General features: G+C 69.5%; 23 protein-coding genes. 6 read left to right on the top strand and 17 right to left on the bottom strand.

Going from position 1 to position 22,824, the window contains the following annotated elements; translation table 11 throughout:
• Positions 1 to 1,191, top strand: a complete 1,191-nt coding sequence (locus KME78_RS51680) for an ADP-dependent glucokinase/phosphofructokinase (protein ID WP_219537387.1) — start codon at positions 1 to 3, stop codon at positions 1,189 to 1,191.
• A 100-nt stretch (positions 1,192 to 1,291) separates the two neighbouring features.
• Here the strand turns inward: KME78_RS51680 and KME78_RS51675 are convergent, their stop codons facing one another.
• From KME78_RS51675 to KME78_RS51665, 3 genes are all read right to left on the bottom strand, one after another.
• Positions 1,292 to 1,552, bottom strand: coding sequence for a Txe/YoeB family addiction module toxin (locus KME78_RS51675; RefSeq protein WP_219537386.1), 261 nt, complete (start codon positions 1,550 to 1,552; stop codon positions 1,292 to 1,294).
• Positions 1,549 to 1,815, bottom strand: a complete 267-nt coding sequence (locus KME78_RS51670) for a type II toxin-antitoxin system Phd/YefM family antitoxin (protein WP_219537385.1) — start codon at positions 1,813 to 1,815, stop codon at positions 1,549 to 1,551. The genes KME78_RS51675 and KME78_RS51670 overlap by 4 nt, the downstream gene beginning before the upstream one ends.
• Positions 1,816 to 2,074: 259 nt before the next feature.
• A complete protein-coding gene (locus KME78_RS51665; RefSeq protein WP_219537384.1) occupies positions 2,075 to 3,238 on the bottom strand; it encodes an acyl-CoA dehydrogenase family protein in 1,164 nt (387 codons plus the stop codon).
• A gap of 125 nt (positions 3,239 to 3,363) precedes the next feature.
• On the opposite strand from KME78_RS51665, the gene KME78_RS51660 reads away from it, so the two are divergent.
• Entirely contained in the window at positions 3,364 to 4,677 is a 1,314-nt protein-coding gene (locus tag KME78_RS51660; protein ID WP_219537383.1) for a UDP-glucose dehydrogenase family protein, read from the top strand.
• Between the two features lie 14 nt (positions 4,678 to 4,691).
• On the opposite strand, the gene sigJ is transcribed toward KME78_RS51660, so the two are convergent.
• The 4 genes from sigJ to KME78_RS51640 all read right to left on the bottom strand — a co-directional run bounded on the left by sigJ (position 4,692) and on the right by KME78_RS51640 (position 8,197).
• Positions 4,692 to 5,576 carry an RNA polymerase sigma factor SigJ gene (sigJ, locus tag KME78_RS51655; protein ID WP_219537382.1) on the bottom strand — a complete coding sequence of 295 codons (885 nt, stop codon included), beginning with the start codon at positions 5,574 to 5,576 and terminating at the stop codon, positions 4,692 to 4,694.
• An 84-nt stretch (positions 5,577 to 5,660) separates the two neighbouring features.
• Positions 5,661 to 6,161, bottom strand: a complete 501-nt coding sequence (purE, locus tag KME78_RS51650; RefSeq protein ID WP_219537381.1) for a 5-(carboxyamino)imidazole ribonucleotide mutase — start codon at positions 6,159 to 6,161, stop codon at positions 5,661 to 5,663.
• A complete protein-coding gene (locus KME78_RS51645; RefSeq protein WP_219537380.1) occupies positions 6,158 to 7,306 on the bottom strand; it encodes a 5-(carboxyamino)imidazole ribonucleotide synthase in 1,149 nt (382 codons plus the stop codon). Before KME78_RS51645 ends, purE begins: the two co-directional genes overlap by 4 nt.
• A 24-nt stretch (positions 7,307 to 7,330) precedes the next feature.
• Positions 7,331 to 8,197 (bottom strand): hypothetical protein, encoded by an 867-nt coding sequence (locus KME78_RS51640; RefSeq protein WP_219537379.1) that lies wholly within the window; start codon positions 8,195 to 8,197, stop codon positions 7,331 to 7,333.
• A gap of 250 nt (positions 8,198 to 8,447) precedes the next feature.
• Here KME78_RS51640 and KME78_RS51635 point away from each other — a divergent pair, with 250 nt between their 5' ends.
• Positions 8,448 to 8,924, top strand: coding sequence for a GtrA family protein (locus tag KME78_RS51635; RefSeq protein ID WP_219537378.1), 477 nt, complete (start codon positions 8,448 to 8,450; stop codon positions 8,922 to 8,924).
• Here the strand turns inward: KME78_RS51635 and KME78_RS51630 are convergent.
• The 9 genes from KME78_RS51630 to KME78_RS51590 all read right to left on the bottom strand — a co-directional run bounded on the left by KME78_RS51630 (position 8,908) and on the right by KME78_RS51590 (position 15,922).
• Positions 8,908 to 10,185: an ATP-binding protein gene (locus KME78_RS51630; RefSeq protein ID WP_214633457.1), complete on the bottom strand. Its 1,278-nt coding sequence runs from the start codon at positions 10,183 to 10,185 to the stop codon at positions 8,908 to 8,910. The genes KME78_RS51635 and KME78_RS51630 overlap by 17 nt on opposite strands.
• Positions 10,186 to 10,187: 2 nt before the next feature.
• Entirely contained in the window at positions 10,188 to 10,856 is a 669-nt protein-coding gene (locus KME78_RS51625; protein ID WP_043620820.1) for a response regulator transcription factor, read from the bottom strand.
• 247 nt (positions 10,857 to 11,103) lie between these two features.
• Positions 11,104 to 11,586: a bacterioferritin gene (gene bfr / locus KME78_RS51620; protein WP_219537377.1), complete on the bottom strand. Its 483-nt coding sequence runs from the start codon at positions 11,584 to 11,586 to the stop codon at positions 11,104 to 11,106.
• A gap of 16 nt (positions 11,587 to 11,602) precedes the next feature.
• Positions 11,603 to 11,779: a (2Fe-2S)-binding protein gene (locus tag KME78_RS51615; RefSeq protein ID WP_214633455.1), complete on the bottom strand. Its 177-nt coding sequence runs from the start codon at positions 11,777 to 11,779 to the stop codon at positions 11,603 to 11,605.
• A gap of 93 nt (positions 11,780 to 11,872) precedes the next feature.
• Positions 11,873 to 12,493, bottom strand: a complete 621-nt coding sequence (locus KME78_RS51610; RefSeq protein WP_219537376.1) for an MBL fold metallo-hydrolase — start codon at positions 12,491 to 12,493, stop codon at positions 11,873 to 11,875.
• On the bottom strand, positions 12,493 to 13,578 hold the full coding sequence (locus KME78_RS51605; protein WP_219537375.1) for an S-(hydroxymethyl)mycothiol dehydrogenase: 1,086 nt from the start codon (positions 13,576 to 13,578) through the stop codon (positions 12,493 to 12,495). Before KME78_RS51605 ends, KME78_RS51610 begins: the two co-directional genes overlap by 1 nt.
• A 15-nt stretch (positions 13,579 to 13,593) precedes the next feature.
• Positions 13,594 to 14,559, bottom strand: a complete 966-nt coding sequence (locus KME78_RS51600) for an adenylate/guanylate cyclase domain-containing protein (protein WP_308127446.1) — start codon at positions 14,557 to 14,559, stop codon at positions 13,594 to 13,596.
• A complete protein-coding gene (locus KME78_RS51595; RefSeq protein WP_219537374.1) occupies positions 14,556 to 15,068 on the bottom strand; it encodes a PH domain-containing protein in 513 nt (170 codons plus the stop codon). The genes KME78_RS51600 and KME78_RS51595 overlap by 4 nt, the downstream gene beginning before the upstream one ends.
• Positions 15,069 to 15,100: 32 nt before the next feature.
• On the bottom strand, positions 15,101 to 15,922 hold the full coding sequence (locus tag KME78_RS51590; RefSeq protein ID WP_219537373.1) for a biotin--[acetyl-CoA-carboxylase] ligase: 822 nt from the start codon (positions 15,920 to 15,922) through the stop codon (positions 15,101 to 15,103).
• Positions 15,923 to 15,982: 60 nt separating this feature from the next.
• Here KME78_RS51590 and KME78_RS51585 point away from each other — a divergent pair, with 60 nt between their 5' ends.
• From KME78_RS51585 to KME78_RS51575, 3 genes are read left to right on the top strand one after another with little or no spacing between them, the layout of a single operon-like run.
• Positions 15,983 to 18,187 (top strand): FdhF/YdeP family oxidoreductase, encoded by a 2,205-nt coding sequence (locus tag KME78_RS51585; protein ID WP_219537372.1) that lies wholly within the window; start codon positions 15,983 to 15,985, stop codon positions 18,185 to 18,187.
• Complete coding sequence (fdhD, locus tag KME78_RS51580; RefSeq protein WP_219537371.1) at positions 18,184 to 19,035, top strand: formate dehydrogenase accessory sulfurtransferase FdhD; 852 nt, start codon at positions 18,184 to 18,186, stop codon at positions 19,033 to 19,035. Before KME78_RS51585 ends, fdhD begins: the two co-directional genes overlap by 4 nt.
• 57 nt (positions 19,036 to 19,092) lie before the next feature.
• On the top strand, positions 19,093 to 20,172 hold the full coding sequence (locus KME78_RS51575; protein ID WP_219537370.1) for an epoxide hydrolase family protein: 1,080 nt from the start codon (positions 19,093 to 19,095) through the stop codon (positions 20,170 to 20,172).
• Positions 20,173 to 20,174: 2 nt separating this feature from the next.
• On the opposite strand, the gene KME78_RS51570 is transcribed toward KME78_RS51575, so the two are convergent.
• On the bottom strand, positions 20,175 to 22,796 hold the full coding sequence (locus tag KME78_RS51570; protein ID WP_246654265.1) for a phosphoenolpyruvate carboxylase: 2,622 nt from the start codon (positions 22,794 to 22,796) through the stop codon (positions 20,175 to 20,177).
• Between the last annotated feature and the right edge of the window lie 28 nt (positions 22,797 to 22,824).

Genomic DNA, 22,824 nt, shown 5'->3' with positions numbered 1-22,824 from the left:
ATGACCAGTCCTGTAGTCCTGGGCTTGGGGGGATGCGTCGACTACGAGCTCAAGCTCTCCTCGTCGATCTTGGAGCAGCTTGTCGGCGAGTATCAGATCCACGAGGCCGAGCTGACTTCATCGGTCACTGTTACCGATGAGCGCGAGCTGGTCATCTCCATTCTCACCTACCTCAGAAAGGGGGGAGGAGGCGAGCATTTCGTCGCCTCCTCCGAATGCCTGAGCGCATTCGCAGGGCGGTTCCCCACCCGAACAACTCTGGGCGGAACCTCCGTTCGAGCGGCCATGGAGATGAGCCGGCTCGGCGTACCCTCCACCCTGCACCTGGTCAGCCTCAACGACATCGTCCGCCGCCTGCTGCCGGCAAGCTGCGACTACATCTGCAGTGGCGACCAGGACACCCTCTATCCGCACCTGATCGTGCAGTACGACCAGGACATGCGGGTTCGAGCAGGTGACATCGACATCCGCGCGCCATTCCCGAACAGATTGATCTACGTCAACGACCCGGCGAACGAGTCGATGCTGCTGAGCGACGAACTCGGCTCATTGCTGCACGACGCACGGGTCTTTCTGATCTCGGGATTCAACGCGGTACGCGACCAGCGAACCCTGGACCTGCGCCTGTCCACGCTGAGAAGCCACATGCGGCAACTGCCGGCCGAGGCGATCGTCTATTACGAGGATGCCGGATTCCACGAGCCGGGCCTCAGTCAGCGGGTCCACGACGCGCTTCTGGAAGTCATCGACGTTTACGGACTGAACGAAGACGAGCTGCAGTCGCACCTGGGCGACGCCGTCAACCTGCTCTCCGTGACGGAGGTGGCCCGCGCCCTCGCATCGCTGCGGGCTCTCATCCCCGTGAAGACCCTGGTCGTGCATACCAAGTACTGGTCGGCGGCCTTCGGCGAGAGAGCCGGCGAGTACGCGGACCCCCTGAACGAGGGCATCCTGATCGCCAGCACCCGCTACTGCCACGGCGATGGCTACACGGACCACGACTACGAACGCATGCGGAACCGGCCGAGGCGAACGGAGGCGGTGGAGTTCGCCGCAGCTCTGGAAGGCCACATGGGCGGGGTTGTCCGTTGCCTGCCCGGCTTCGACCTCGACGTCGCCGCGCCCACGACCATCGGGCTGGGCGACGCGTTCGTCGGCGGTTTCCTCGCCGCGGTCTCCCGGAGTTCGTGATCAGGATGGTGTGAGACACCGCCCGGCGGCCTACTTGAGCAGCTGCCGGGCCATCACCATGCGCTGGATCTGGTTGGTGCCCTCGTAGATCTAGCGGGTGCTACTTCTCGTAGTGGTATCGACAGGCGGCGACCATGATGGTGTCGTCGTTGACGCGGTAGACGAGCCGGTGCTCTGAGGTGATGCGCCGGGACCAATAGCCGGACCATTCGTACTTCAGCGGCTCTGGTTTGCCGATGCCTTCGTTCTCGTTACGGGCTATGTCGGCGATCAGCTGGTTGATCCTTTTGAGAATGCGTCGATCTTCGCGCTGCCAGAAGCAGTAGTCCTCCCAGGCAAGTTCGTCGAAAAGGATCTTCACGAGGTGGCGTCCTCGTCAGCCAGGTCGCGGACGGTGCCGCCTCCAGCCTCCAGACGGGCGACCGCCTCTGACAGCCGCCTGCGGTTGACGGGAGAGGCCATCAAGTAGAGCGTCTCGCGCATCGATTCGTATTCGCGCTGCGACACCATGACGACGCCTTCTCCGCCGGCGCGGGTGATGAGGACTTCTTCCTGGTCGTCGATGACGGCGTCGAGGGTGGCGGCGTAGTTGGCCCGCGATTCGGACATGGTCATCACCTTCATGGCATCAGTGTACATGATGATGTACATCAAGGGCGTGGAAGTGGATCCGCACACAGCCGGTCCGCCTCCCCCGCCCATGTCGTCGATAGCCCATGGGTGAGCGTCGGCCAAGCCGAGACGCCTTGGTGCCAGATTCATGCGCGGTGAGCTGTTTGGCCGTGAGCGCGCGACGGAACACGACCCACTGCACGGGGCTCGGGCATCGCGCGAAACCCGGCAGCGCGCGCCCTCACATGCCGGGTCTCCGCACGTCAACCGGCTACTTCAGAAGCTGCCGGGCCATCACCATGCGCTGGATCTGGTTGGTGCCCTCGTAGATCTGGGTGATCTTGGCGTCGCGCATCATCCGTTCCACCGGGAAGTCCCGCGTGTACCCGTACCCGCCCAGCAACTGCACCGCATCCGTGGTGATCTCCATCGCCGCGTCCGACGCGGCGCACTTCGCGGCGCTGGACAGGAACGTGAGGTCCCTCTGCGGCTGCCCGTGCATGGCCAGCTCCGACTTGGCCGCCGCGTGGTACGTCAGCTGCCGAGCCGCCTCCAGTTTCATCGCCATGTCCGCGACCATGAACTGCAGCCCCTGGAAGTCCGCGATCGGCCGCCCGAACTGCTTGCGCTCCTTGACGTACCCGATGGCGTAGTCCAGCGCTCCCTGGGCGATGCCGAGGGCCTGGGCGGCGATGGTGATGCGGGTGTGGTCGAGCGTCGCCAGGGCGGTCTTGAAGCCGGTGCCCGGGTCGCCGATCATGCGAGAGGCGGGGATGCGGACGTTCTCCAGGATCACCTGGCGGGTGGGCGAGCCCTTGATCCCGAGCTTCCGCTCCTTCGGCCCGAAAGAGACGCCTTCATCGGCTTTTTCCACGACGAAAGCGGAGATGCCGCGGGCGCCGGCCGATGGGTCCGTCACCGCCATCAGCGTGTAGTACTCCGACACACCCGCGTTGGTGATCCACATTTTTGTGCCGTTGAGCACATAGTGGTCGCCGTCCAGCACGGCCCGGGTCCGCATGGCCGCGGCGTCCGAGCCGGCCTCACCCTCCGACAGCGCGTACGAGAACATCGCGTCCCCACGAGCCACCGGCGCCAGATAGCGAGCCTTGAGGTCGGCCGACGCCGACAGCAGCAGGGGCACCGTGCCGAGCTTGTTCACCGCCGGGATGAGCGAGGACGACGCGCAGGCGCGGGCCACCTCCTCGATCACGATCACCGTGGCCAGCGCGTCGGCCCCGGCGCCCCCGTACTCCTCCGGCACGTGAACGGCGTGCAGGTCAGCCGCCACGAGCGCCTTGTAGACGTCCCAGGGGAACTCCTCGGTCTCGTCCGTCTCCGCGGCGCGCGGGGCGATCTTCTCGTCGGCAAGGGCTCGAATCGTCTCCCGGAGCATGTCGTGCTCTTCGGCGGGCGCGTAGAGAGGGAAGTCCATGAGGGAAATACTAGGACGTCCGACCATCTTGTTACCAGTCGGTACAGTTTGGCGAAATGCCCAGGTGGCACAGAAGGAGTTAGCGAGGGCCGGTAGCATGCCTGGCACTCGAAAGGAGCTCTCTCGTGCCATATCGCCTCACGGTGATCGGGACCGGATACCTGGGCATCACGCATGCGTCCTGCATGGCGGATCTCGGATTCGACGTCCTGGGCCTCGACATAGACGCCGACAAAGTTCGCCGGCTCAACAGCGGTGAGCTCCCGATCCACGAACCGGGGCTCGAACCCGTACTCCGCCGCGGACTCGACTCGGGCCGCCTTCGCTTCACCACGTCGTACGAGGAGGCGGCGGCCTTCGGCGACGTGCACTTCGTCTGCGTGGGCACGCCGCAGAAGCGCGGCGAGTACGCCGCCGACGTCTCCTACATGGACAGCGCCATCGAGTCGCTGGCCCCGCACCTCGACCGCGAGTGCCTGGTGGTCGGCAAGTCGACGGTGCCGGTGGGCACCGCGGAGCGGCTCGCCGACCTGCTGGCCCGGCTCGCCCCGGCCGGCGTCGAGGTCGAGCTCGCCTGGAACCCCGAGTTCCTGCGCGAGGGCTACGCCGTGGAGGACACCCTCAAGCCGGACCGCATCGTGATCGGCGTGCGTTCCGAGCGGGCGGAGAAGATGCTGCGCGAGGTGTACCAGCCGCTCGGGGACATCCCGATGGTGGTCACCGACTTCGCGACGTCCGAGCTGGTCAAGACGGCCGCCAACGCGTTCCTCGCCACCAAGATCTCCTTCATCAACGCGATGGCCGAGGTCTGCGAGGCCGCCCACGCCGACGTCACACAGCTGTCGAAGGCGCTGTCGTACGACGACCGCATCGGCGGCCGGTTCCTCAACGCCGGGCTCGGGTTCGGCGGCGGCTGCCTGCCCAAGGACATCCGCGCGTTCATGGCGCGCGCCGGCGAGCTGGGGGCCGACCAGGCGCTGACGTTCCTGCGCGAGGTCGACGCGATCAACATGCGCCGCCGCGCCCGCATGGTCGACCTGGCCCGCGAGCTGGCGGGCGGTTCGTTCCACGGCTGTACGGTCGGCGTGCTCGGCGCCGCCTTCAAGCCGAACTCCGACGACATCCGCGACTCCCCCGCACTCGACGTGGCGGTCACCATTGGCGCCCAGGGCGGCCAGGTGACCGTGTACGACCCGATCGCCTTGGGCAACGCCCGGAAGGCACACCCCGAGCTGCACTACGGCGAGTCGGCGCTTGAGGCCGTCCGAGGGGCACATGTGGTGCTGCTGCTGACCGAATGGCCGGAGTTCGTCGACCTGGACCCGGAGGAGCTCGGCAAGGTGGTCGCGGCCCGCCGCATCGTCGACGGCCGCAACGCCCTGAACACCGAGACCTGGCGCTCCGCGGGCTGGCACTACCGCGCGCTGGGCCGCCCCTGAAAAACCACCCGCCGTCAGTCGTCGAGGGCGGTCAGGTCCAGTTGGTGCAGGCGTTCGGGGTCGGACAGCACCTCGATGGAGACGATCTTCCCGCCGGTGACGGTGAAGGCCATGACCGAGAGCGGCCGCCCGTGCATCGCGACGACGACCCCCGCGGCCCCGTTGATCAGCACCGGGCGGGCGAACGGGGAGAGGCGGCTGAACGTGAGCGCCTGTCCGGCCACGGACTGCGCGCCGGTGATCACGACGGTCTGGCGGGCACGCGTCACGCCACCGTCGGACCGCAGGACGACCTCGGGGTCGAGTACGGCGACCAGCGCCTGGAAGTCGCCGTCGCGCGCGGCGGCGAAGAACGCGTTGACGACGTCCCGCTGACGGGTGAGGTCGGGGTCGGGCGCCGGGGCCTGACCCTGGACCCGGCGGCGGGCACGGCTCGCGAGCTGCCGCGCCGCCGCCGGGGATCGCTCGATCATCGGCGCGATCTCCTCGAACGGCACGGCGAACATGTCGTGCAGGACGAACGCGAGCCGCTCGGCCGGCGACAGCGTCTCGAGCACCACCAGCAGCGCCAACCCCACCGAGTCGGCGAGCACCGCCTGGTGCTCGGGGTCGGCCCCGGACTCGGGGCTGATGATCGGGTCGGGCACACGTACGTCAAGCGGGTCCTCGCGCCGTCGCTCACGCGAACGCAGCGTGTTCAGGCACACGCGCGCCACCACCGTGGTCAGCCACGCGCCCATGTTCGCCACGTCGCCGGTGTCGGCGCGGTTGAGTCGCAGCCAGGCATCCTGTACGGCGTCGTCGGCCTCGCTCACCGAGCCGAGCATCCGGTAGGCCACCGACCGCAGATGACCCCGATGCTCCTCGAACTGCTCCGTCAGCCACTCGCGCTCGTCCACCGTGTCACGTTCCTTCCTCGCGGTCTGTCACAGAAGTAGACCCGCGAGATCCGGCTGATGTGACACCGAGACGGACTACGTGATCTAGCGGAGCAGGTTGGCCGCTTCGGCGCGCAGGCGTTCGCCCTTGGCGTGCGCCTGTTCCTTCAGCTCGCCCTGGAACTCCTCCATGCGCCACCGCAGCTCAGGGTCGGAAACGCCAAGAATGCGGACCGCCAGCAGCCCGGCGTTGCGCGCCCCGCCGACGGCCACGGTGGCCACGGGCACCCCGGCCGGCATCTGGACGATCGACAGCAGCGAGTCCATGCCGTCCAGGTATTTCAGGGGCACCGGCACCCCGATCACCGGCAGCGGTGTCACCGAGGCCAGCATTCCTGGCAGGTGGGCCGCGCCGCCGGCTCCGGCGATGATGACCTTGACGCCGCGGGACGCGGCATTCCGGCCGTACTCGATCATCTCGGTCGGCATCCGGTGCGCGGAGACCACGTCGGCCTCGAACGGGACGCCGAACTCCGCCACCGCCTCCGCCGCGGCCTTCATCACCGGCCAGTCGGAGTCGCTGCCCATCACGATGCCGATCGTCATGTGTACTCCCCAGTGGTCAGGTAGACGGCGGCGTGCCGGGCGCGGGCGCGTACGGTGTCGAGGTCGTCACCGACGGCGGTCACGTGGCCGATCTTACGGCCGGGCCGGACCTCTTTGCCGTAGAAGTGCAGTTTGATGCCGGGATCGTGGGCCATGACGTGCTCGTACCGCTTGAACAGGTCAGGGTCGTCGCCGCCGAGCAGGTTGGCCATGACGACGACGGGCGCGCTCATCGACGGCGAGCCGAGGGGCAGGTCGAGCACGGCCCGCAGGTGCTGCTCGAACTGCGACGTACGCGAGCCGTCGATCGTCCAGTGGCCGCTGTTGTGCGGCCGCATGGCCAGCTCGTTGACCACCAGCCCGCCGCTCGTCTGGAACATCTCCACGGCCAGCAGTCCGGTCACGCCGAGCTCGTGCGCGATCTGCAGCGCGACGCGCTGGGCCTCGGCGGCGTCCTCCGGGTCGAGGCCGGGGGCGGGCGCGAGCACCTCGACACAGATCCCGTCCTGCTGCACGGTCTCCACGACCGGGTAGCTGACGCCCTGGCCGTGGGGCGAGCGGGCGACGAGTACGGCCAGCTCCCGCTCGAACGGCACGAACGCCTCGACCATCAGCGGCACGCCGGTCTGGAGCGCCTCCTCGACCTCCGAGGGGGTCCGGCAGACCCACACCCCGCGGCCGTCGTAGCCACCCCTGATCGCCTTCAGCACGACCGGCCAGCCGTGCTCGTCGGCGAACGCCGACACCTCCGCAACCGCCGACACGCGGGCCCACGCGGGACACGGCGCGCCGAACGAGGTCAGCCGCTCGCGCATGACGGCCTTGTCCTGGGCGTGCACCAGCGCGTCGGCCCCCGGACGCACCGCGAACCCGTCGGCGGCCAGCGCCCTGATGTGCTCGGTCGGCACGTGCTCGTGGTCGAACGTGATCGCGTGACAGCCTCCGGCGAACTCGCGCAGGTCGGCCAGCTCGCGATAGTCGCCGAGCCGCGTGTCGACGATGACCCTGGCGGCGCTCTCGTCAGGCGTGTTGGCCAGCACCCGCAACTCCACGCCGAGCGCGATGGCGGACTGCTGCGTCATCCTGGCCAACTGGCCCGCGCCGACCATGCCGACGACCGGCCCGATGGGACTGTATGCACTCACGGCAGGTGAGCTTACCCAACGCGCTCAGGCTGGTCCGCGCCGCACGCCCACCGTGGTCAGGCCCTTCGCCGCGCTGATCACCGTGGCCAGCACGACGATCTCGGCGTCCTTCTTCAGCGGATGCGTAAGAGATGACTTGCCCGCCTTCGGGCGTTGCCGGTAGACGATGCGCAGCGCGTCGAAGGCGAGCATGGTGTCGGCCGACAGCACGAGCGCCATCGTGGGCTGTTCGGGCAGCTCGACGTCGATGTCGAGCCGGTCCGGCCGGACCTGCTCGGGCAGGCCGTCGAGCTCGTCCCGCAGGCCGCGTACCGGGTCTCCTGGCGGGAAGCGCACGCCGGCCACCCCGGCGGGGTCGGTGAGGTAGGTGAGGTGACGCTGAGCGACCACCCGGGCCTGACCGCCCAGCCCGGCATCGGGGGTGACGGTGGTCGACGTCTCCGGCGCCGCCCCGCGCGCGGGGATGGGTCCCGCGCCGAGCCGCCAGCGCCCGCCCTCGCGCAGGAACACGAAGTACGCCGGCGACGGCTTGCGCGCCAGGGCGGCGAACCAGTCGCCCTCGCCGGGCAGGAAGAAGGTGGGATCGCTGTAGAGGGCTGGGCGGCCGTTCCGGGTCGCCTCACAGGCACGACCGCCCAGCGTCTTCTCCGCCCACGTGGTCAGGTCGGCGACAGCGGCGCAGTCCCGCCGCTTCCAGGCCTGGTCAAGCCCGCCGAGCAGCTTGAACACCTGTTCGGCCGTCGCCGTGTCGACGCTGTGGGCGGACGCCGGAGCGGAGGTCGGATCCTCGGGTGGCGCCACCGTGGCGACGCCCGCGGTGCCGCAACCGGCCGCCACGACAGACAGGCCGACGAGGAGGCCGACGAGGAGGCCGAGCAGTCGAAGCGGCACAGGAGAACCCCGAGGGTCGTGGCCGTCTGCTGACGGCGGTCCGTCTGAGCCCATCGCCGGCACGTACCGGCGATCTGCCACCGCAGCGTAACGCCCTCTATTCGTAATTGTCGGTCATAACACGATATTTATTGGGTTGTTGATAGGCATGGGATGTCACTGGCTGTGGCCTGCCATCGGCCTGACGACCGGTACGCTGAAGTGGTCATGACCTGATTTGCGCCACGACCGGAAGGGCCGAGTAGCAGACGTGGACTTCGCCAAGCGGCTCTACCAGCGGTTCTCGGCTCTCCTGCATGAGCTGACGAAGTTCGGCACGATCGGCGCCATCGCCTTTCTGATCGACACCGGCATGCTCAACCTCTTCGCGGGCGTCTTCGGCATGGGTCCGCTGACCTCCAAGGTGCTGGCCACGCTCATCTCCGCGACGGCCGCTTACCTGGGCAACCGGTTCTGGACCTTCCGGCACCGCGAGCAGAGCGGCCTGGGCCGCGAATACTTCCTGTTCTTCCTGCTCAACGGCATCGCCCTGCTGTTCGGGCTGCTGGTGATCGGTTTCACCAAGTACACCCTGCACCTGCACGACCTGCTCAGCCTGAACATCGCGAACATCGTGGGCGTCGGCCTCGGCACGCTGTTCCGCTACTGGTCGTATAAGAAGTGGGTGTTCCTGGAGGCCACCGAGCCCATCCCCACCGAGCTGCCCGGGGTCAAGCAGGACCGCTGACCACGCGGGTCCGGTCGTTGTCCTCGGCGTGCCGCAGGAAGATGGCGAACGTCGCCGGACGCCGGCGCACCAGCTCCAGCCGGCCACCGTCGGCGGCGGCCAGCGCGCGGGCCAGGGTCAGCCCCAGGCCGGTGCCTCCGGCTCCGCTGACGTTGCGTTCGAAGACCTTGGGGGCGATGTCGTCGGCGATGCCGGGACCCTCGTCGGACACCTCGGTCACCACGTAGTTGTCGCCGCTGGTCGTGGTGACGGTGACGGTGCCGCCACCGTGCCGCAGGGAGTTCTCCAGCAGGGAGGCGATGACCTGGCCGAAGCCGCCGGTGGTGGCCAGCGCCCTGAGCCCGCGCGAGCCTTCGAGCAGCAGCGAGCGGCCCTCGCCGCGGAAGACCGGCTCCCATTCGGTGACCTGCTGGACCAGGACCTCGTCGATCCCGACCGGCTTGGCCTGGGCGTGGCGCTGGCGGCGGGCCGCGGCCAGCAGCTCGTCGATCACGGCGGTGAGCCGCTCGGCCTGCACGATGGCCGCCTCGCCCTCCTCGCGCACGACCTCCGGGTGCTCGCTGGCCGCGACGATCTCCTCCAGGCGCATGGTGAGGCCGGTCAGCGGGGTGCGGAGCTGGTGGGAGGCGTCGGTGGCGAACTCGCGTTCGCGGGTGAGCAGGTCGGAGATGCGGGTGGCGCTACGGTCGAGCACCTGAGCCACCCGGTCGAGCTCCGGAATGCCGTAACGATGTTTGCTGGGCCGGGCGTCGCCGGAGCCGAGCCGGTCGGCGATCTTCGCCAGGTCCTGCAGGGGCAGCGTCAGACGGCGTGACTGGACGATGGCAAGGCCGACCGCCACCGCCAGAGCCGCGACGGCCAGGGCCACGATCAGCAGCAGGCGTGCTCGCACGTCCTGCTCGACCTGGTCCCTGTCGCGGCTCACCCGGACGTAGATACCGTTCTCGGACTGGGCGTCCTCGGTCATCTGGTGACCGGACGGCGGCGGAACGCCGACGATGGTCGCCTTGGGCTGGGTGGCACGCTCGTAGATCTGGATGTAGCGGTCGGGATACTTCTGCTTGAGTTGCTGGGGATCGAGAGGCGTGTCCTGGATGCGGGCATACTCGACCTCCCCCACCAGGCGCGTGGCCTCCGCCCTGAGCTCCTGGGCCGCCTCGTCGACGATCAGGCGGCTGACCACGATGCCCAGGGGGACCCCCAGCAGCAGCACCGCGATGACCGCGACGACCAGGGTGGATGTGAGCAGGCGGCGGCGCATCCCTACTCGCGTTCGAAGCGGAAGCCGACTCCTCGGACGGTGGTGATGTAGCGAGGCTTCGCCGCGTCGTCGCCCAGCTTGCGGCGCAGCCAGGAAATATGCATGTCGAGTGTCTTGGTGGAACCCCACCAGTTGGTGTCCCACACCTCGCGCATGATCTGTTCGCGGGTGACGACCTTGCCCGCGTCGCGGACCAGCACGCGGAGCAGGTCGAACTCCTTGGTCGTAAGGTGCAGCTCTTTCTCTCCCATCCAGGCCCGGCGGGAGTCGGCGTCGATGCGGACGCCTTGGACCACCGGTGTCTCCGAGGTGCCCCGGCGCAGCAGCGCACGCACCCTGGCGAGCAGCTCGGCCAGCCGGAACGGCTTGGTGACGTAGTCGTCGGCGCCGGCGTCGAGGCCGACGACCGTGTCGACTTCGTCGACCCGAGCGGTAAGTATCAGGACCGGAGTGCCGTGCCCTTCGGCGCGGATCCGGCGCGCAACCTCCAGCCCGTCCATTTCTGGCAGGCCGAGGTCAAGAACGATGAGGTCGATGCCACCCGACAGAGCCCTTTCCAGGGCCTGCGGGCCGTCGGGGCTCACCTCAACCTGATAGCCCTCACGGCGCAACGCGCGCGCGAGTGGCTCGGAAATCGAGGTGTCATCCTCGGCGAGAAGTACGCAGGTCATGAAGCGATCGTAGGACCTTAGGCGATCGTTTCCCGGTCACAGCGCGCGGTTTGACTCGTCGTTGACCTATCCATTGACCTGGGCAAACTCAGATAAATGTCGGTTGATCCCGCTTAAATTACCGCATTCGCGGGGGACAAAAGCGGTGGCTGATCTTCCGGAATCGCAAAACCTTCTGTGCCGTCCGGCGTGTCGCGGAATGGCGCGCGCCCGCCGGGAGTACCGGCGGGCGCGTCGAATCCGGGGCTCAGCCCTCGGAGGGCGGCTCGGCGTAGCGGGCGAGATAGAGCTGCTCGCCCAGGCTCCGCATGAGCGCCAGCTCGGTCTCCAGGTAGTCGATGTGGTGCTCCTCGTCCTCGAGGATGTCCTCGAAGATCCGTGCGGAGGTCACATCGCCTTTCTCTCGCATGAGCTTGATGCCCGGCCGCAGCCGGGCCACGACGGACACCTCCACCTCCAGGTCGGCCCGGAGCTGCTCCTCGACCGTCTGCCCGATGTGCAGCGTGCCAAGGCGCTGGTAATTGGGCAGTCCTTCGAGGAAGAGGATGCGATCGGTGAGACGCTCGGCGTGGCGCATCTCGTCGATCGATTCGGCGCGGGTGTGCTCGGCGAGTTTGGTGTAGCCCCAGTTCTGCTGCATCTTGGCGTGCAGGAAGTATTGGTTGATCGCGGTCAGCTCAGCGGTGAGCTGTTCGTTGAGCAGCTCAATGATCTGGATGTCGCCCTGCATGAACGGGCCCCTCGTGCTATGCGGTCGTGAGTTCCTCAGACCTCTTCAGGATCGCACATATCTTTCTGACACAAGTCGCGCAGTCTCCCCCGGCACCCGTGGTGTCGCGGATCTGCTTAGCGCTCCTGGCACCCGCGGCAATGCAGTCGTGGACCTCGTTCTCGGTCACAGCACGACAGACACATACGTACATGCGGGGACAAGCCTTTCACGAAGGGAGCCAAGGTTAGGCACACCTAAAGTAGCTCACTTCGGTAAGGCTTGCCTATGTTAGGTCGGACACAGATCACTGTCCCCGGGCGATCCACTCCTCCAGGTGCGGCGCCTCGGCCCCGATCGACGTCGAGTCGCCGTGGCCGGTGTGCACGACCGTCTCGCCGGGCAGGGTCAGCAGCCGCCGGCTGATCGAGTCGATGATCGTGTCGAACGACGAGAAGGACCGCCCGGTCGCGCCGGGGCCGCCCTTGAACAGCGTGTCGCCGCTGAACAGCACGCCGAGGTCGGGCGCGTGCAGGCAGACCGCGCCCGGCGCGTGGCCCGGGGTGTGGAGCACCTCCAGCGCGACCCCGCCGACCTCGATCTTCTCGCCGTCGGCCAGCGGATGGTACGCCACCGCCTGGCCGTAGACCTGGTCCCAGAGGACCTGGTCGGCGGGGTGCAGCCGGATCGGCGCCCCGGTCAGCTCGGCGAGCTCCCCGGCGGCGTTGATGTGGTCGTTGTGCGCGTGCGTGCAGACGATGGCCTTGACCGTACGCTCGCCGACGCGGTCCTTGATGGCGCGCGCGTCGTGCGCCGCGTCGATGACGACCACCTCGCGGGCGTCGCCGACCAGCCAGACGTTGTTGTCGACGTCCCAGGTGCCGCCGTCGAGCGAGAACGTCCCCGAGGTGATGACCCTGTCGATCATTAGAGGACCACCACCGAACGCAGCACCTCGCCGCGGTGCATCTTGGCGAACGCCTCCTCGACCCCGTCGAGCCCGATGGTCTCCGACACGAACTTGTCGAGCGGGAGCCGCCCCTGCCGGAACAGGTCGATCAGCATGGGGAAGTCGCGCGAGGGCAGGCAGTCGCCGTACCAGGAGGACTTGAGGGACCCACCGCGCCCGAACACGTCGAGCAGCGGCAGCTCCAGCTGCATCTCGGGCGTCGGCACGCCGACGAGCACGACGGTGCCGGCCAGGTCACGGGCGTAGAAGGCCTGTTTGTACGTCTCTGGGCGGCCGACAGCCTCGATGACCACGTCGGCGCCGAAACCGCCGGTGAGGTCGCGAATCGCCTCGACGGGGTCGTTCGCCCGGGAGTTGACCGTATCGGTGGCACCGAAGCCGCGGGCCCATTCGAGCTTGCGGTCGTCCACGTCCACCGCGATGATCTTCGTGGCGCCGGCGATCGACGCGCCGAGGATCGCGGCGTCACCGACGCCGCCGCAGCCGATGACGGCGACCGAGTCGCCCCTGGTGACGTTGCCCGTGTTGAGCGCGGCGCCGAGGCCGGCCATGACGCCGCAGCCGAGCAGCCCGGCCACCTCGGCGGGCGCGTCGGCGGAGACCTTGGTGCACTGTCCCGCGGCGACCAGCGTCTTGCCCAGGAACGCGCCGATGCCCAGCGCGGGCGACAGCTCGGTGCCGTCGGCCAGCGTCATCTTCTGCGTGGCGTTGTGGGTGTTGAAGCAGTACCACGGCCGCCCGCGCAGGCAGGCGCGGCACTGGCCGCACACGGCCCGCCAGTTGAGGATCACGTAGTCGCCGGGCTCCACCCCGGTGACGCCCTCACCCACCGCCTCGACCACACCCGCGGCCTCGTGCCCGAGCAAGAACGGGAAGTCGTCGTTGATGCCGCCCTCCCGGTAGTGCAGGTCGGTATGGCAGACCCCACAGGCCCTGACCGCCACCACCGCCTCACCCGGTCCGGGGTCGGGGACGATCACTGTCTCGACCGATACTTCCTGGCCTTTACCTCGGGCGATGACACCCTGCACTTCGTACGGCATGGCAGCCATCTTGGGTCAGGAGGATGATCGCCGCAAGGCGTAGGGCTGCACCATCCCGAGTCCACGGGCTGGTCGGCGCCGGATCCGGCGTACCTCGAACCCCGGTCCGTCGTCGAGTCCCTCGGCCAGTTCGGCGTCGACGAGGATCGTGCCGGGCCGGGCGATGGCGGTGAGCCGGGCGGCCAGGTTGACGGTGGTGCCGTAGACGTCGCCCATGATGGGCAGCACCGGCCCGTAGGCCAGACCGATGCGCAGGTCGGCCGCCTCCACCAGGTCGAGCGCGATCGCCGCCGCGTCCTCCGGGTTGTGGGCGGTGAACAGCACCTCGTCGCCGAGCGTCTTGACCAGCCGGCCGCCGTGCGCGGCCACCACGTCGGAGGCCCGCGCCTCGAAGCCCTCCACCAGCGCGGCCAGCTCCCGCTCGTCGAGCTCGCGGGCCCGCCGGGTGAACGAGACGAGGTCCGCGAAACCCACCGCGATCGACACGCGGGCGGGGATGTTCGCCTCGTCGAGGTCGGCGACGGACAGCAGCCGGGTGCCCGCGGCGGCCAGCTGGGCCCGCCAGACGTGGATCAGCACCTGCTCGAAGTCGGGCAGCAGCAGCCGGGCCGTGTCGAGCACCCGGGCCAGGTCGTCGTCGGAAGGCCGCTCGCCCGGCGGCAGCATCGCGCCGATCATGATCTCGGCCTGCCACTGGGCCAGCTTGGCGGTGGTCTGGCCGAGCGCGCGGGCCATCCGGATGACGGTCTGCTCGTCGAGCAGGCCGCTGTCGAGCATCCTGCTCACTCGCCGCAGCGCGTCGACGTCACCGTCGGAGAAGGCGACCGCGTCGTCGGCGAGCGAGGCGAAGCCCAGCGCCCGCCAGATGCGCTCCGCCAGCTCCGGCGAGACGCCCGCCTCCGCCGACACCCCCGCCTTGGTGTGGCGGGCGGGCATGCCGACGAGCAGCCGGTCGATCTCCTCAGCGGTGGGTCTGTTCAATGGCCGTCGATATCTCCGTCGGAGGCGTCCTCCAGCAGGCGGAACAGGTCGGTCCTGACGTCCTGGATGTGGGGGATGTCGCGCAGGGCGATCTGCCCCCGGTCACCCGCCGACTCGACGGTGAGCGTGCCGCAGCCGAGGATGCGCTCGAAGAAGGTCTGGTCGGAGCTGACCGTGTTGACCTTGGCCATCGGGATCTCGTCCGTCGACTTGTTGAGCACGCCCGTGCTGATCGTGAAGCGGTGGGTGGTGAGCACGTAGCCGGTGTTCTTCCACTGCAGGTAGGGCACGAACGACCAGATCGTCAGCAGCAGCACGGCGACGACGCCGACGGCGAGCCTGGCGTAGTTGGCGTACTCGAAGGTGCCGGGGATGAGGAAGAGCGCCACGCCCGAGGCGGCGACGATCAGCACGAGCGCGATGAAGGGCACCACGAGCCGCTTCCAGTGCGGGTGGAACGACCTGATGCGCCGTTCACCCTGCGTCAAGTGGTGGTCAGGGAGGGTCATGGGCAAATGGTGCCACCTCCGCGCGTTCGCGGCTACGAGGACGCGCGGACGTGGACGACGTCACCCGCGCTCAGCGCGTGCGTCCTGCCGTCCGCGATCATCTGGAGGTGTCCGGCCTGGTCGATGCCGGTCGCCTGGCCGACCAGCACCCGGTCGCCGGGCAGCTCGACCCTGACCTGCCGCCCGATCGTGGCGCTCGACGCCTGGTAGGCGGCGCGCAGCCCGCACGCGTCGGCGTCGCCGCCCGCCTCGGACCAGTCGCGGTAGTGCCGCTCGACCTCCCTGAGCACGGCCCTGAGCAGCGGATCCCGGTCCACGCACGCCGCCTGCTCGATGGCCAGGGAGGTCGCCGTCTCCACGGGGAGCTCGGCCGGCTTGAGCGACACGTTCAGGCCCATCCCGATGACGACGGCGTCCTCGGCCCGCTCGGCCAAGATCCCGGCCAGCTTGTGCTCGCCGATCAGCAGGTCGTTCGGCCATTTGAGCCGTACGTCCACCTCCGCCAGCCGGCGGACGGCCGAGGCCGCCGCCACGCCGAACAGCAGCGCAAGCCACCCCTGCCTGGCGATGGGCACCTCCGGCCTGAGCAGGACGGAGACGGTCAGGCCTGAGCGCGGCGGCGCGGTCCAGGTGCGGGTCAGCCTGCCTCGGCCGGCGAGCTGCGACTCGGCCACCAGGACCAGGCCTTCCTCCGCGCCCTCCTTCGCGGCTTGGGCGAGGTCGGCGTTGGTCGAGCCGGTGCTCTCGACGACGCGTACGCCGGTCCACAGGCTGCCGGGGCGGATGAGGGCGCGGTTGAGCGCCGCCTCGGACAGGGGCGGGCGGTCGAGATCGGAGTAGCGCGAGTCGGGCATTCCCCCATCTTCGCCGAACCTCCGCTGTCCTCTGACGCCGCCCGCGGGGAAGATGGGGAGATGAGCAGACGTCTGGACCCGCGCAACTGGGCCTCGTGGCGGCCGTTCGGCCTCGGCCTGCGCAAGCCGAACAACTACTTGGAGCTGCTGAAGGCGTTTCGATCGGTCAAGGGCAACAGGCGTTACGCCTGGCGGATACTCACGCAGGGCACGTGCGACGGGTGCGCGCTGGGCACGCGGGGCATGCGCGACTGGACGATGGACGAGGTCCACCTGTGCAACATCCGGCTGCGGCTGCTGCCGCTGAACACGATGCCGGCGCTGGACGTCTCGCTGCTGGGCGACGTCTCCGGGCTGGCCGGCAAGAAGAGCGCCGAGCTGCGGGAGCTGGGGCGGCTGCCGTACCCGATGCTGCGGCGGGCGGGCGAGCCGGGCTTCAGCCGGGTCTCGTGGGACGAGGCGCTGCAGGTGGCCGCCGACGGGCTGCGTGACGCGCGCTTCGGCGCCTACCTGACCAGCCGCGGCATGCCGAACGAGAACTACTACGCGGCGCAGAAGGCGGTCCGCGCGCTGGGCACGAACAGCGTCGACAACGCGGCGCGCATCTGCCACTCGCCCTCGACCGTCGCGCTCAAGCAGACGATCGGCGCGGCGGCCACCACCTGCTCCTACACGGACTGGATCGGCTCCGACCTGATCGTCTTCATCGGGTCGAACCCGTCCAACAACCAGCCTGTGGCGATGAAGTACCTCTACCACGCCAAGAAGGCCGGCACCCGGGTGGCCATGATCAACGCCTACCGCGAGCCCGGCATGGACCGTTACTGGGTGCCGTCCAACGCCGAGTCCGCGGTGTTCGGGACGAAGATCACCGACGAGTTCTTCGGCGTGAACGTGGGCGGCGACATCGGCTTCCTCAACGGCGTGCTCAAGCACCTGATCGAGAACGACTGGGTGGACAAGACGTTCGTCGACCAGCGGACCTCCGGCTTCGAGGAGGTCCGGCGGGCGCTGGCGGAGCAGTCGTGGGAGGAACTGGAGGCGCTGTCGGGGGCGACCCGCGACGAGATGCTCCGGCTGGCCAGGCTGCTCGGCGAGGCGAAGTCGGCGGTGCTGGTCTGGTCGATGGGCATCACGCAGCACGCCTTCGGCGAGGACAACGTCCGGTCGATCGTGAACCTGGCCCTGGCGCGCGGCTTCCTGGGCCGCGACAACTGCGGGCTGATGCCGATCCGCGGGCACAGCGGGGTGCAGGGCGGGGCCGAGATGGGCGCGTACGCGACCGGCCTGCCTGGCGGCCTGCCGATCACGCCAGAAAATGCCGCGAAATTTACTGATATTTGGGGATTTGAGGTGCCGACGGCGCCCGGCCTGACCGCGACCGACATGATCGACGCGGCCCACGCGGGCGACCTCGACGCGCTCATCTCCTCGGGCGGCAACTTCCTGGAGGTGCTGCCCGACCCCGGCTACTGCCGGGAGGCGCTGGCCCGGCTCAAGCTCCGCGTGCACATCGACATCGTGCTGTCCTCGCAGATGCTGGTGCCGTCCGAGGGCGACGTGCTGCTGCTGCCCGCGCAGACCCGCTACGAGATGACCGGCGGGGTGACCGAGACGTCCACCGAGCGCCGGATCATCTTCTCGCCCGAGATCGAGGGGCCGCGGATCGGCGAGGCCTGGCCGGAGTGGAAGATCTTCGGCGAGCTGGCCGCGCAAACGAATCCCGAAATTTCGGCAAAAGTTCGGTTCACCGGGACCTCGCGGATCCGCGAGGAGATCGAGCAGGCAGTGCCGTTCTACCAGGGCATATCGGGCCTCAAGGGGTTCGGGGACAACGTCCAGTACGGCGGACGCCACCTGTTCGCCGACGGCCGCTTCAACACCCCCGACGGGCGCGGCGTGTTCTCCGCCGTCGAGCCGCCCGCGCTGGAACGCCCCGACGGCACGTTCATGGTGGCCACCCGGCGCGGCAAGCAGTTCAACAGCATGGTCCACGAGCGCCGCGACGGCTTCAACGGCGCGATGCGCGAGGCCGTGCTGATGAGCCCCTACGACGCCGACCGCCTCGGCCTGCCCGACGGCACGCCGGTCGAGCTGAGCGCGGGCGAGCGGTCGTACCAGGGCAAGGTCCTGCGGGCGCCGCTGATGCCGGGCAACCTGCAGATCCACTGGCCGGAGGGGAACATCCTGCTCGACGAGACCCGGCGCTCACCCCAGGCCAGGATCCCCGACTACAACGCGCTCGTCACCGTGCGGCGGCTATGAGCGACCGGCTGACCCGCGTGGGTCCCACCACCCGCATCCGCGTCCGCGAGCTGTCCGGCTCCACGGTCCGCGACCGGCGCGACGACCTCGCCACCGAGGAGCCACTGGAGATCCGCCTCGCCGCACTGGACGGGACCCGCAAGACCGTCGCCATCACCATGCGCACCCCCGGCCACGACTTCGAACTGGCGACCGGGTTCCTGCACGGCGAGGGCCTGGTCCGGCCCGGCGGCATCGCGGCCATCGCCTACTGCACCGACGAGGACCTCCCGCCCGAGGCCCGCTACAACACGGTCACCGTACGCCTGCACGGCCCGATCCCCGACCTGCCCACACTGGACCGCCACTTCCTCACCTCCAGCGCCTGCGGCGTCTGCGGCTCGGCCAGCCTCGACGACCTGCACGACCGCTGCGCGCCGCTCCCCCGCGGCACGCTCCAACTCACCCCCGAGATCCTGTACGGCCTGCCGGACGCGCTCCGTGCCGGCCAGGGCGTCTTCGGCAAGACCGGCGGCCTGCACGCGGCCGGGCTGTTCCGCCCCGACGGCACGCTGGTGGCGCTCAGGGAGGACGTGGGCCGCCACAACGCGGTGGACAAGCTGGTCGGCTGGGCCTCACTCGGCGAACGGCTCCCGCTGGCCGAGCACGTGCTGATGGTCAGCGGCCGGGCCAGCTACGAGATCATGCAGAAGGCGCTGGTCGCGGGCGTGCCGGCGGTGTGCGCGGTCTCCGCCCCCTCGTCGCTGGCCGTGGACCTGGCCAGGGAGTTCGGCATGACGCTCGTCGGGTTCCTGCGGGGGCAGCGGTGCAACGTGTACTCGGGACAGGAGCGGATTTCAGTGGAATAAAGCATTCCGTTCTGCTATCGTTGGAACAGAACAACCCGTTCCGACGAGGAGCCCGCGATGAGCGTTCACCCCTTCCGTATCGAGATCCCCCAGGCCGACCTCGACGACCTGCGGACCCGCCTCGCCATGACCCGCTTCACCGACGAGATCGCGGACGCCGACCAGGGCGTGCCCGTCGAGCGGGTCCGGCGGCTGGTCGGCCGCTGGCTCGACGGCTTCGACTGGCGGGCGCAGGAGGCCAGGCTCAACGCCTACCCGCAGTTCACCACCGAGATCGACGGGCAGAACATCCACTTCATCCACGTCCGCTCGGCGAACCCCGACGCCCTGCCCCTGATCCTGACCCACGGCTGGCCGGGCTCGATCGTCGAGTACCTGGACGCCATCGAGCCGCTGTCCCGGCACTTCCACCTCGTCGTGCCGTCGCTGCCCGGCTACGGCTTCTCGGGGCCGACCACCGAGCTGGGCTGGGACAACCAGCGCATCGCCAGGGCGTGGGCCGAGCTGATGGCCCGCCTCGGCTACGAGCGTTTCGGCGCGGTGGGCAACGACGCCGGCTCGATGATCTCGCCGGAGATCGGCCGGCTCGCGCCCGAGCGCGTCGTCGGCGTCCACGTGACGCAGGTGTTCTCCTTCCCCTCCGGCGACCCGGCCGAGTTCGCGAACCTGAGCGAGGAGGACCAGGCCGGGCTGGCCGTACTCGACTGGTTCTGGAAGGAGAAGGGCGCCTTCAACGTCCTGCAGTCCCAGCAGCCGCAGACGCTCGCCCACGCGATCACCGACTCACCCGCCGGGCTGGTCGGCTGGCTCGCCCAGCTCTTCGACGAGGACCTCGACGACGACTTCGTGCTGACCAACGCGGCGATCCACTGGTTCACCGGCACGGCCGGCTCGGCCCTGCGCCTGTACTGGGAGAACGCCCGCGCCGAGCACCCCAAGGAGCACACCACCGTACCGACCGCGCTGGCCATGTCGGAGGGCGACTTCAAGTCCATCCGGGCCTTCGCCGAGCGCGACCACACCGGCATCGTCTCCTGGAAGACCCTCCCCGCCCCGGCGCATGGCCACTACACGGCCCACACCGCCACCGAGGCCCTCACCGCGGACATCCGCGCCTTTTTCGAGAGCCTCGGCTGATCTCAGCCGGTGTTCTGCAGGCCGGCCGCCACCCCGTTGACCGAGAGCAGGAGCAGCGTCGACAGGCGCTCGCGCTCCCGGTCGGACGGGGTGCCGGTGCGCATGGCCGTCAGGGCGCGGAGTTGCAGGTGGGACAGGGCGTCCACGTACGGGTCGCGGAGCTGGACGGCGCGGGACAGGACCTTGCGGTTCTCCAGCAGCCGGGTGTGGCCCGTGACCTGCAGCACCAGGGTGCGGGTCCGGTCGTACTCCTCCAGGACCTGGCGGGCGAAGTCGTCCCGGCCGCCGAGCGCCAGGTAGCGTTCGGCGATCGATCTGTCGGTCTTGGCCAGCGACATCTCCGCGTTGTCGAGCAGGGCGTTGAACAGCGGCCATTCGGCGTAGGCGGCCTTCAGCTCGTCGAGCGAGGCCACGGAGGCCAGGCCGCTGCCCAGTCCGTACCAGCCGGGCAGGTTGACCCGGGTCTGGGCCCAGGCGAAGACCCAGGGGATGGCGCGCAGGTCGTCGAGCGAGCGGGGAGCGCCGAGGCCGCGGCGGGCGGGGCGGGAGCCGAGGCGCAGGGAGCCGATCTCCTCCAGCGGGCTGACCAGGGCGAACCATTCGGGGAAGCCGGGGTCCTCGGTGAGCGAGCGGTACGCCTGCTCCGAGGCCGTGGCCACCTTCTCGGCGAGCGGGCGGAAGCGGTCGGCCGCGGCGGCGGTGCGGGAGCCGATCGACGGCGAGGAGGCCATCAGCACCGCGTTCGTGACCTGCTCCAGGTGCCGGCGGGCGATGGCGATGTGGCCGTAGCGGGCGAAGATGACCTCGCCCTGCTCGGTGACCTTGAAGCGGCCGGCGACCGAGCCGGGCGCCTGGGCGAGCACCGCGCGGTTGGCCGGGCCGCCCCCACGGCCGAGGGCGCCGCCCCGGCCGTGGAACATGCGCAGCTTGACGTCGTGCTCCACCGCCCAGGCGGTCAGCTGCTCCTGCGCCTCGTACAGGCGGAGCGTCGCGGCGGCCGGGCCGAGCTCCTTGGCCGAGTCGGAGTAGCCGAGCATGATCTCCATGCGCCTGCCGGTGGCGGCCAGCCGCTCGCGCATCTGGGGCAGCTCCAGCATGCCGGACAGCACGGCCGGGGAGTTGGCCAGGTCCTGGCCCGACTCGAACAGCGGCACCACGTCGAGCACGGGCGCGCGCCGGCCGAGCGCGTGCTCGGCCAGCTCGTAGACCGCGGCGATGTCGGCGGCGGAGCGGGTGAAGGAGACGACGTAGCGGGAGCAGGCCGTGACGCCGAACCGCTCCTGGATCCAGGCGATGACCCGGATCGTGGCCAGCACCTCCTCGGTGCGCTCCGACAGCTCGCCGCCCGCCCTGATCTCCGCCAGCGCCGCCGCGTGCACCTCGGAGTGCTGGCGTACCTCCAGCTCGGCCAGGTGGAAGCCGAACGTCTCGACCTGCCAGATGAGGTGCTGCAGCTCGCCGTACGCCTGCCGGGCGGCGTGCTCGGCGAGCGAGTCCTGGACCAGGCGCAGGTCGGCGAGCAGCTCGGCCGGTGCGCGGTAGGCGAGGTCGAGGTCGCGGCGGAGGGTGGCGGCGATGCGGGCGGCCACGAACAGCAGCCACTGCCGGTGCGGCTCGCTCGGCGAGCGGGTGGCCATCACCGAGACCACCTCGGGGTGGGCGTCGACGGCCGCGGCCAGCGCCGTCCTGAGCTCCGGCGACGGCGGCGCGAACTGTTCGGCCGGGGTGAGCGTGCGGGCGATGCGCGTGCAGGCCGTCTCCAGCGCGGTCAGCACGTGGTCGGACTGGATCTGGACGGTCTCGCGGGTGACCTTGGCGGTCACGTTGGGGTTGCCGTCGCGGTCGCCGCCGATCCAGCTGCCGTAGCGGATGAAGGGCCTGGCCAGCGGCGGCCGGGTGCCGGTGCCCTCGCCGAGCGCCGCGTCAAGGGAGCGGTAGACCTGCGGCACCATGCGGAACAGCGTCTCGTCGAAGGCGGCCATGGCCGTCCGTACCTCGTCGAGCGGGTCGAGCTTGGTGGAGCGCAGCTGGGCCGTACGCCACAGCAGGTCGATCTCCTCCAGCATCCGGCGCCGGCTCTCGGCGCGTTCGGAGGCGCCGCGACCGGCCGCGTTGTACTCGGTGAGCTGGCCGCTGACCCGCTGGATCGCGGTGACGACCGCGCGCCTGCGCGCCTCCGTGGGGTGCGCGGTCAGGACCGGGTGCAGCTCCAGCCCCTTGACCAGCTCGGTGACGCGCTCGTCGCCCAGCTCTTGTACGGCCTGCGCCAGCGACTCCCGCTCGACCCGGCCCTCGGCGTCACGCTCGCGCAGGATGCGGATGCGGTAGTGCTCCTCGGCCAGGTTGGCCAGATGGAAGTAACAGGTGAACGCGCGGGCGATCTGCACGGCCCGGTCGATCTCCCACTCGGCGACCATGGCCGTGATCTCGTCGCCGGTGACCTCGCCCCTGCGTGCGGCGATCACGGCCTTACGCAAGCGTTCGACGTCGGCCAGCAGATCCTCGCCACCCTGCTCGGCGATCACCTGCCCGAGCAGCTTGCCGAGCAATCGCACGTCCTGACGCAGCTCATCGGGCATTTCGGTGACCGCGGCACTGCGACGCTCAATCCCCTGGTCAATCATGCTTCAAAGGTATCCACAAGCCCCGAAA

It is taken from the genome of Nonomuraea guangzhouensis, from assembly GCF_019396345.1.
GTDB classification, from domain to species: domain Bacteria; phylum Actinomycetota; class Actinomycetes; order Streptosporangiales; family Streptosporangiaceae; genus Nonomuraea; species Nonomuraea guangzhouensis.
The sequence above is the reverse complement of the archived record's forward strand: the minus strand, read 5'-3'. Positions and strand labels throughout refer to the sequence as shown.

Bases quoted from the DNA above. Each gene is read 5' to 3' on its own strand.
- KME78_RS51680 (WP_219537387.1), top strand. From the start codon at position 1: ATGACCAGTCCTGTAGTCCTGGGCTTGGGGGGATGCGTCGACTACGAG.
- KME78_RS51670 (WP_219537385.1), bottom strand. From the start codon at position 1,815: ATGAAGGTGATGACCATGTCCGAATCGCGGGCCAACTACGCCGCCACC.
- KME78_RS51665 (WP_219537384.1), bottom strand. From the start codon at position 3,238: ATGGACTTCCCTCTCTACGCGCCCGCCGAAGAGCACGACATGCTCCGG.
- purE (WP_219537381.1), bottom strand. From the start codon at position 6,161: ATGACGATCGGCATCGTGATGGGCAGCGACTCCGACTGGCCGGTGATG.
- KME78_RS51630 (WP_214633457.1), bottom strand. From the start codon at position 10,185: ATGCGCCGCCGCCTGCTCACATCCACCCTGGTCGTCGCGGTCATCGCG.
- KME78_RS51625 (WP_043620820.1), bottom strand. From the start codon at position 10,856: ATGACCTGCGTACTTCTCGCCGAGGATGACACCTCGATTTCCGAGCCA.
- bfr (WP_219537377.1), bottom strand. From the start codon at position 11,586: ATGCAGGGCGACATCCAGATCATTGAGCTGCTCAACGAACAGCTCACC.
- KME78_RS51615 (WP_214633455.1), bottom strand. From the start codon at position 11,779: ATGTACGTATGTGTCTGTCGTGCTGTGACCGAGAACGAGGTCCACGAC.
- KME78_RS51610 (WP_219537376.1), bottom strand. From the start codon at position 12,493: ATGATCGACAGGGTCATCACCTCGGGGACGTTCTCGCTCGACGGCGGC.
- KME78_RS51605 (WP_219537375.1), bottom strand. From the start codon at position 13,578: ATGCCGTACGAAGTGCAGGGTGTCATCGCCCGAGGTAAAGGCCAGGAA.
- KME78_RS51595 (WP_219537374.1), bottom strand. From the start codon at position 15,068: ATGACCCTCCCTGACCACCACTTGACGCAGGGTGAACGGCGCATCAGG.
- KME78_RS51590 (WP_219537373.1), bottom strand. From the start codon at position 15,922: ATGCCCGACTCGCGCTACTCCGATCTCGACCGCCCGCCCCTGTCCGAG.
- KME78_RS51585 (WP_219537372.1), top strand. From the start codon at position 15,983: ATGAGCAGACGTCTGGACCCGCGCAACTGGGCCTCGTGGCGGCCGTTC.
- fdhD (WP_219537371.1), top strand. From the start codon at position 18,184: ATGAGCGACCGGCTGACCCGCGTGGGTCCCACCACCCGCATCCGCGTC.
- KME78_RS51575 (WP_219537370.1), top strand. From the start codon at position 19,093: ATGAGCGTTCACCCCTTCCGTATCGAGATCCCCCAGGCCGACCTCGAC.
- KME78_RS51570 (WP_246654265.1), bottom strand. From the start codon at position 22,796: ATGATTGACCAGGGGATTGAGCGTCGCAGTGCCGCGGTCACCGAAATG.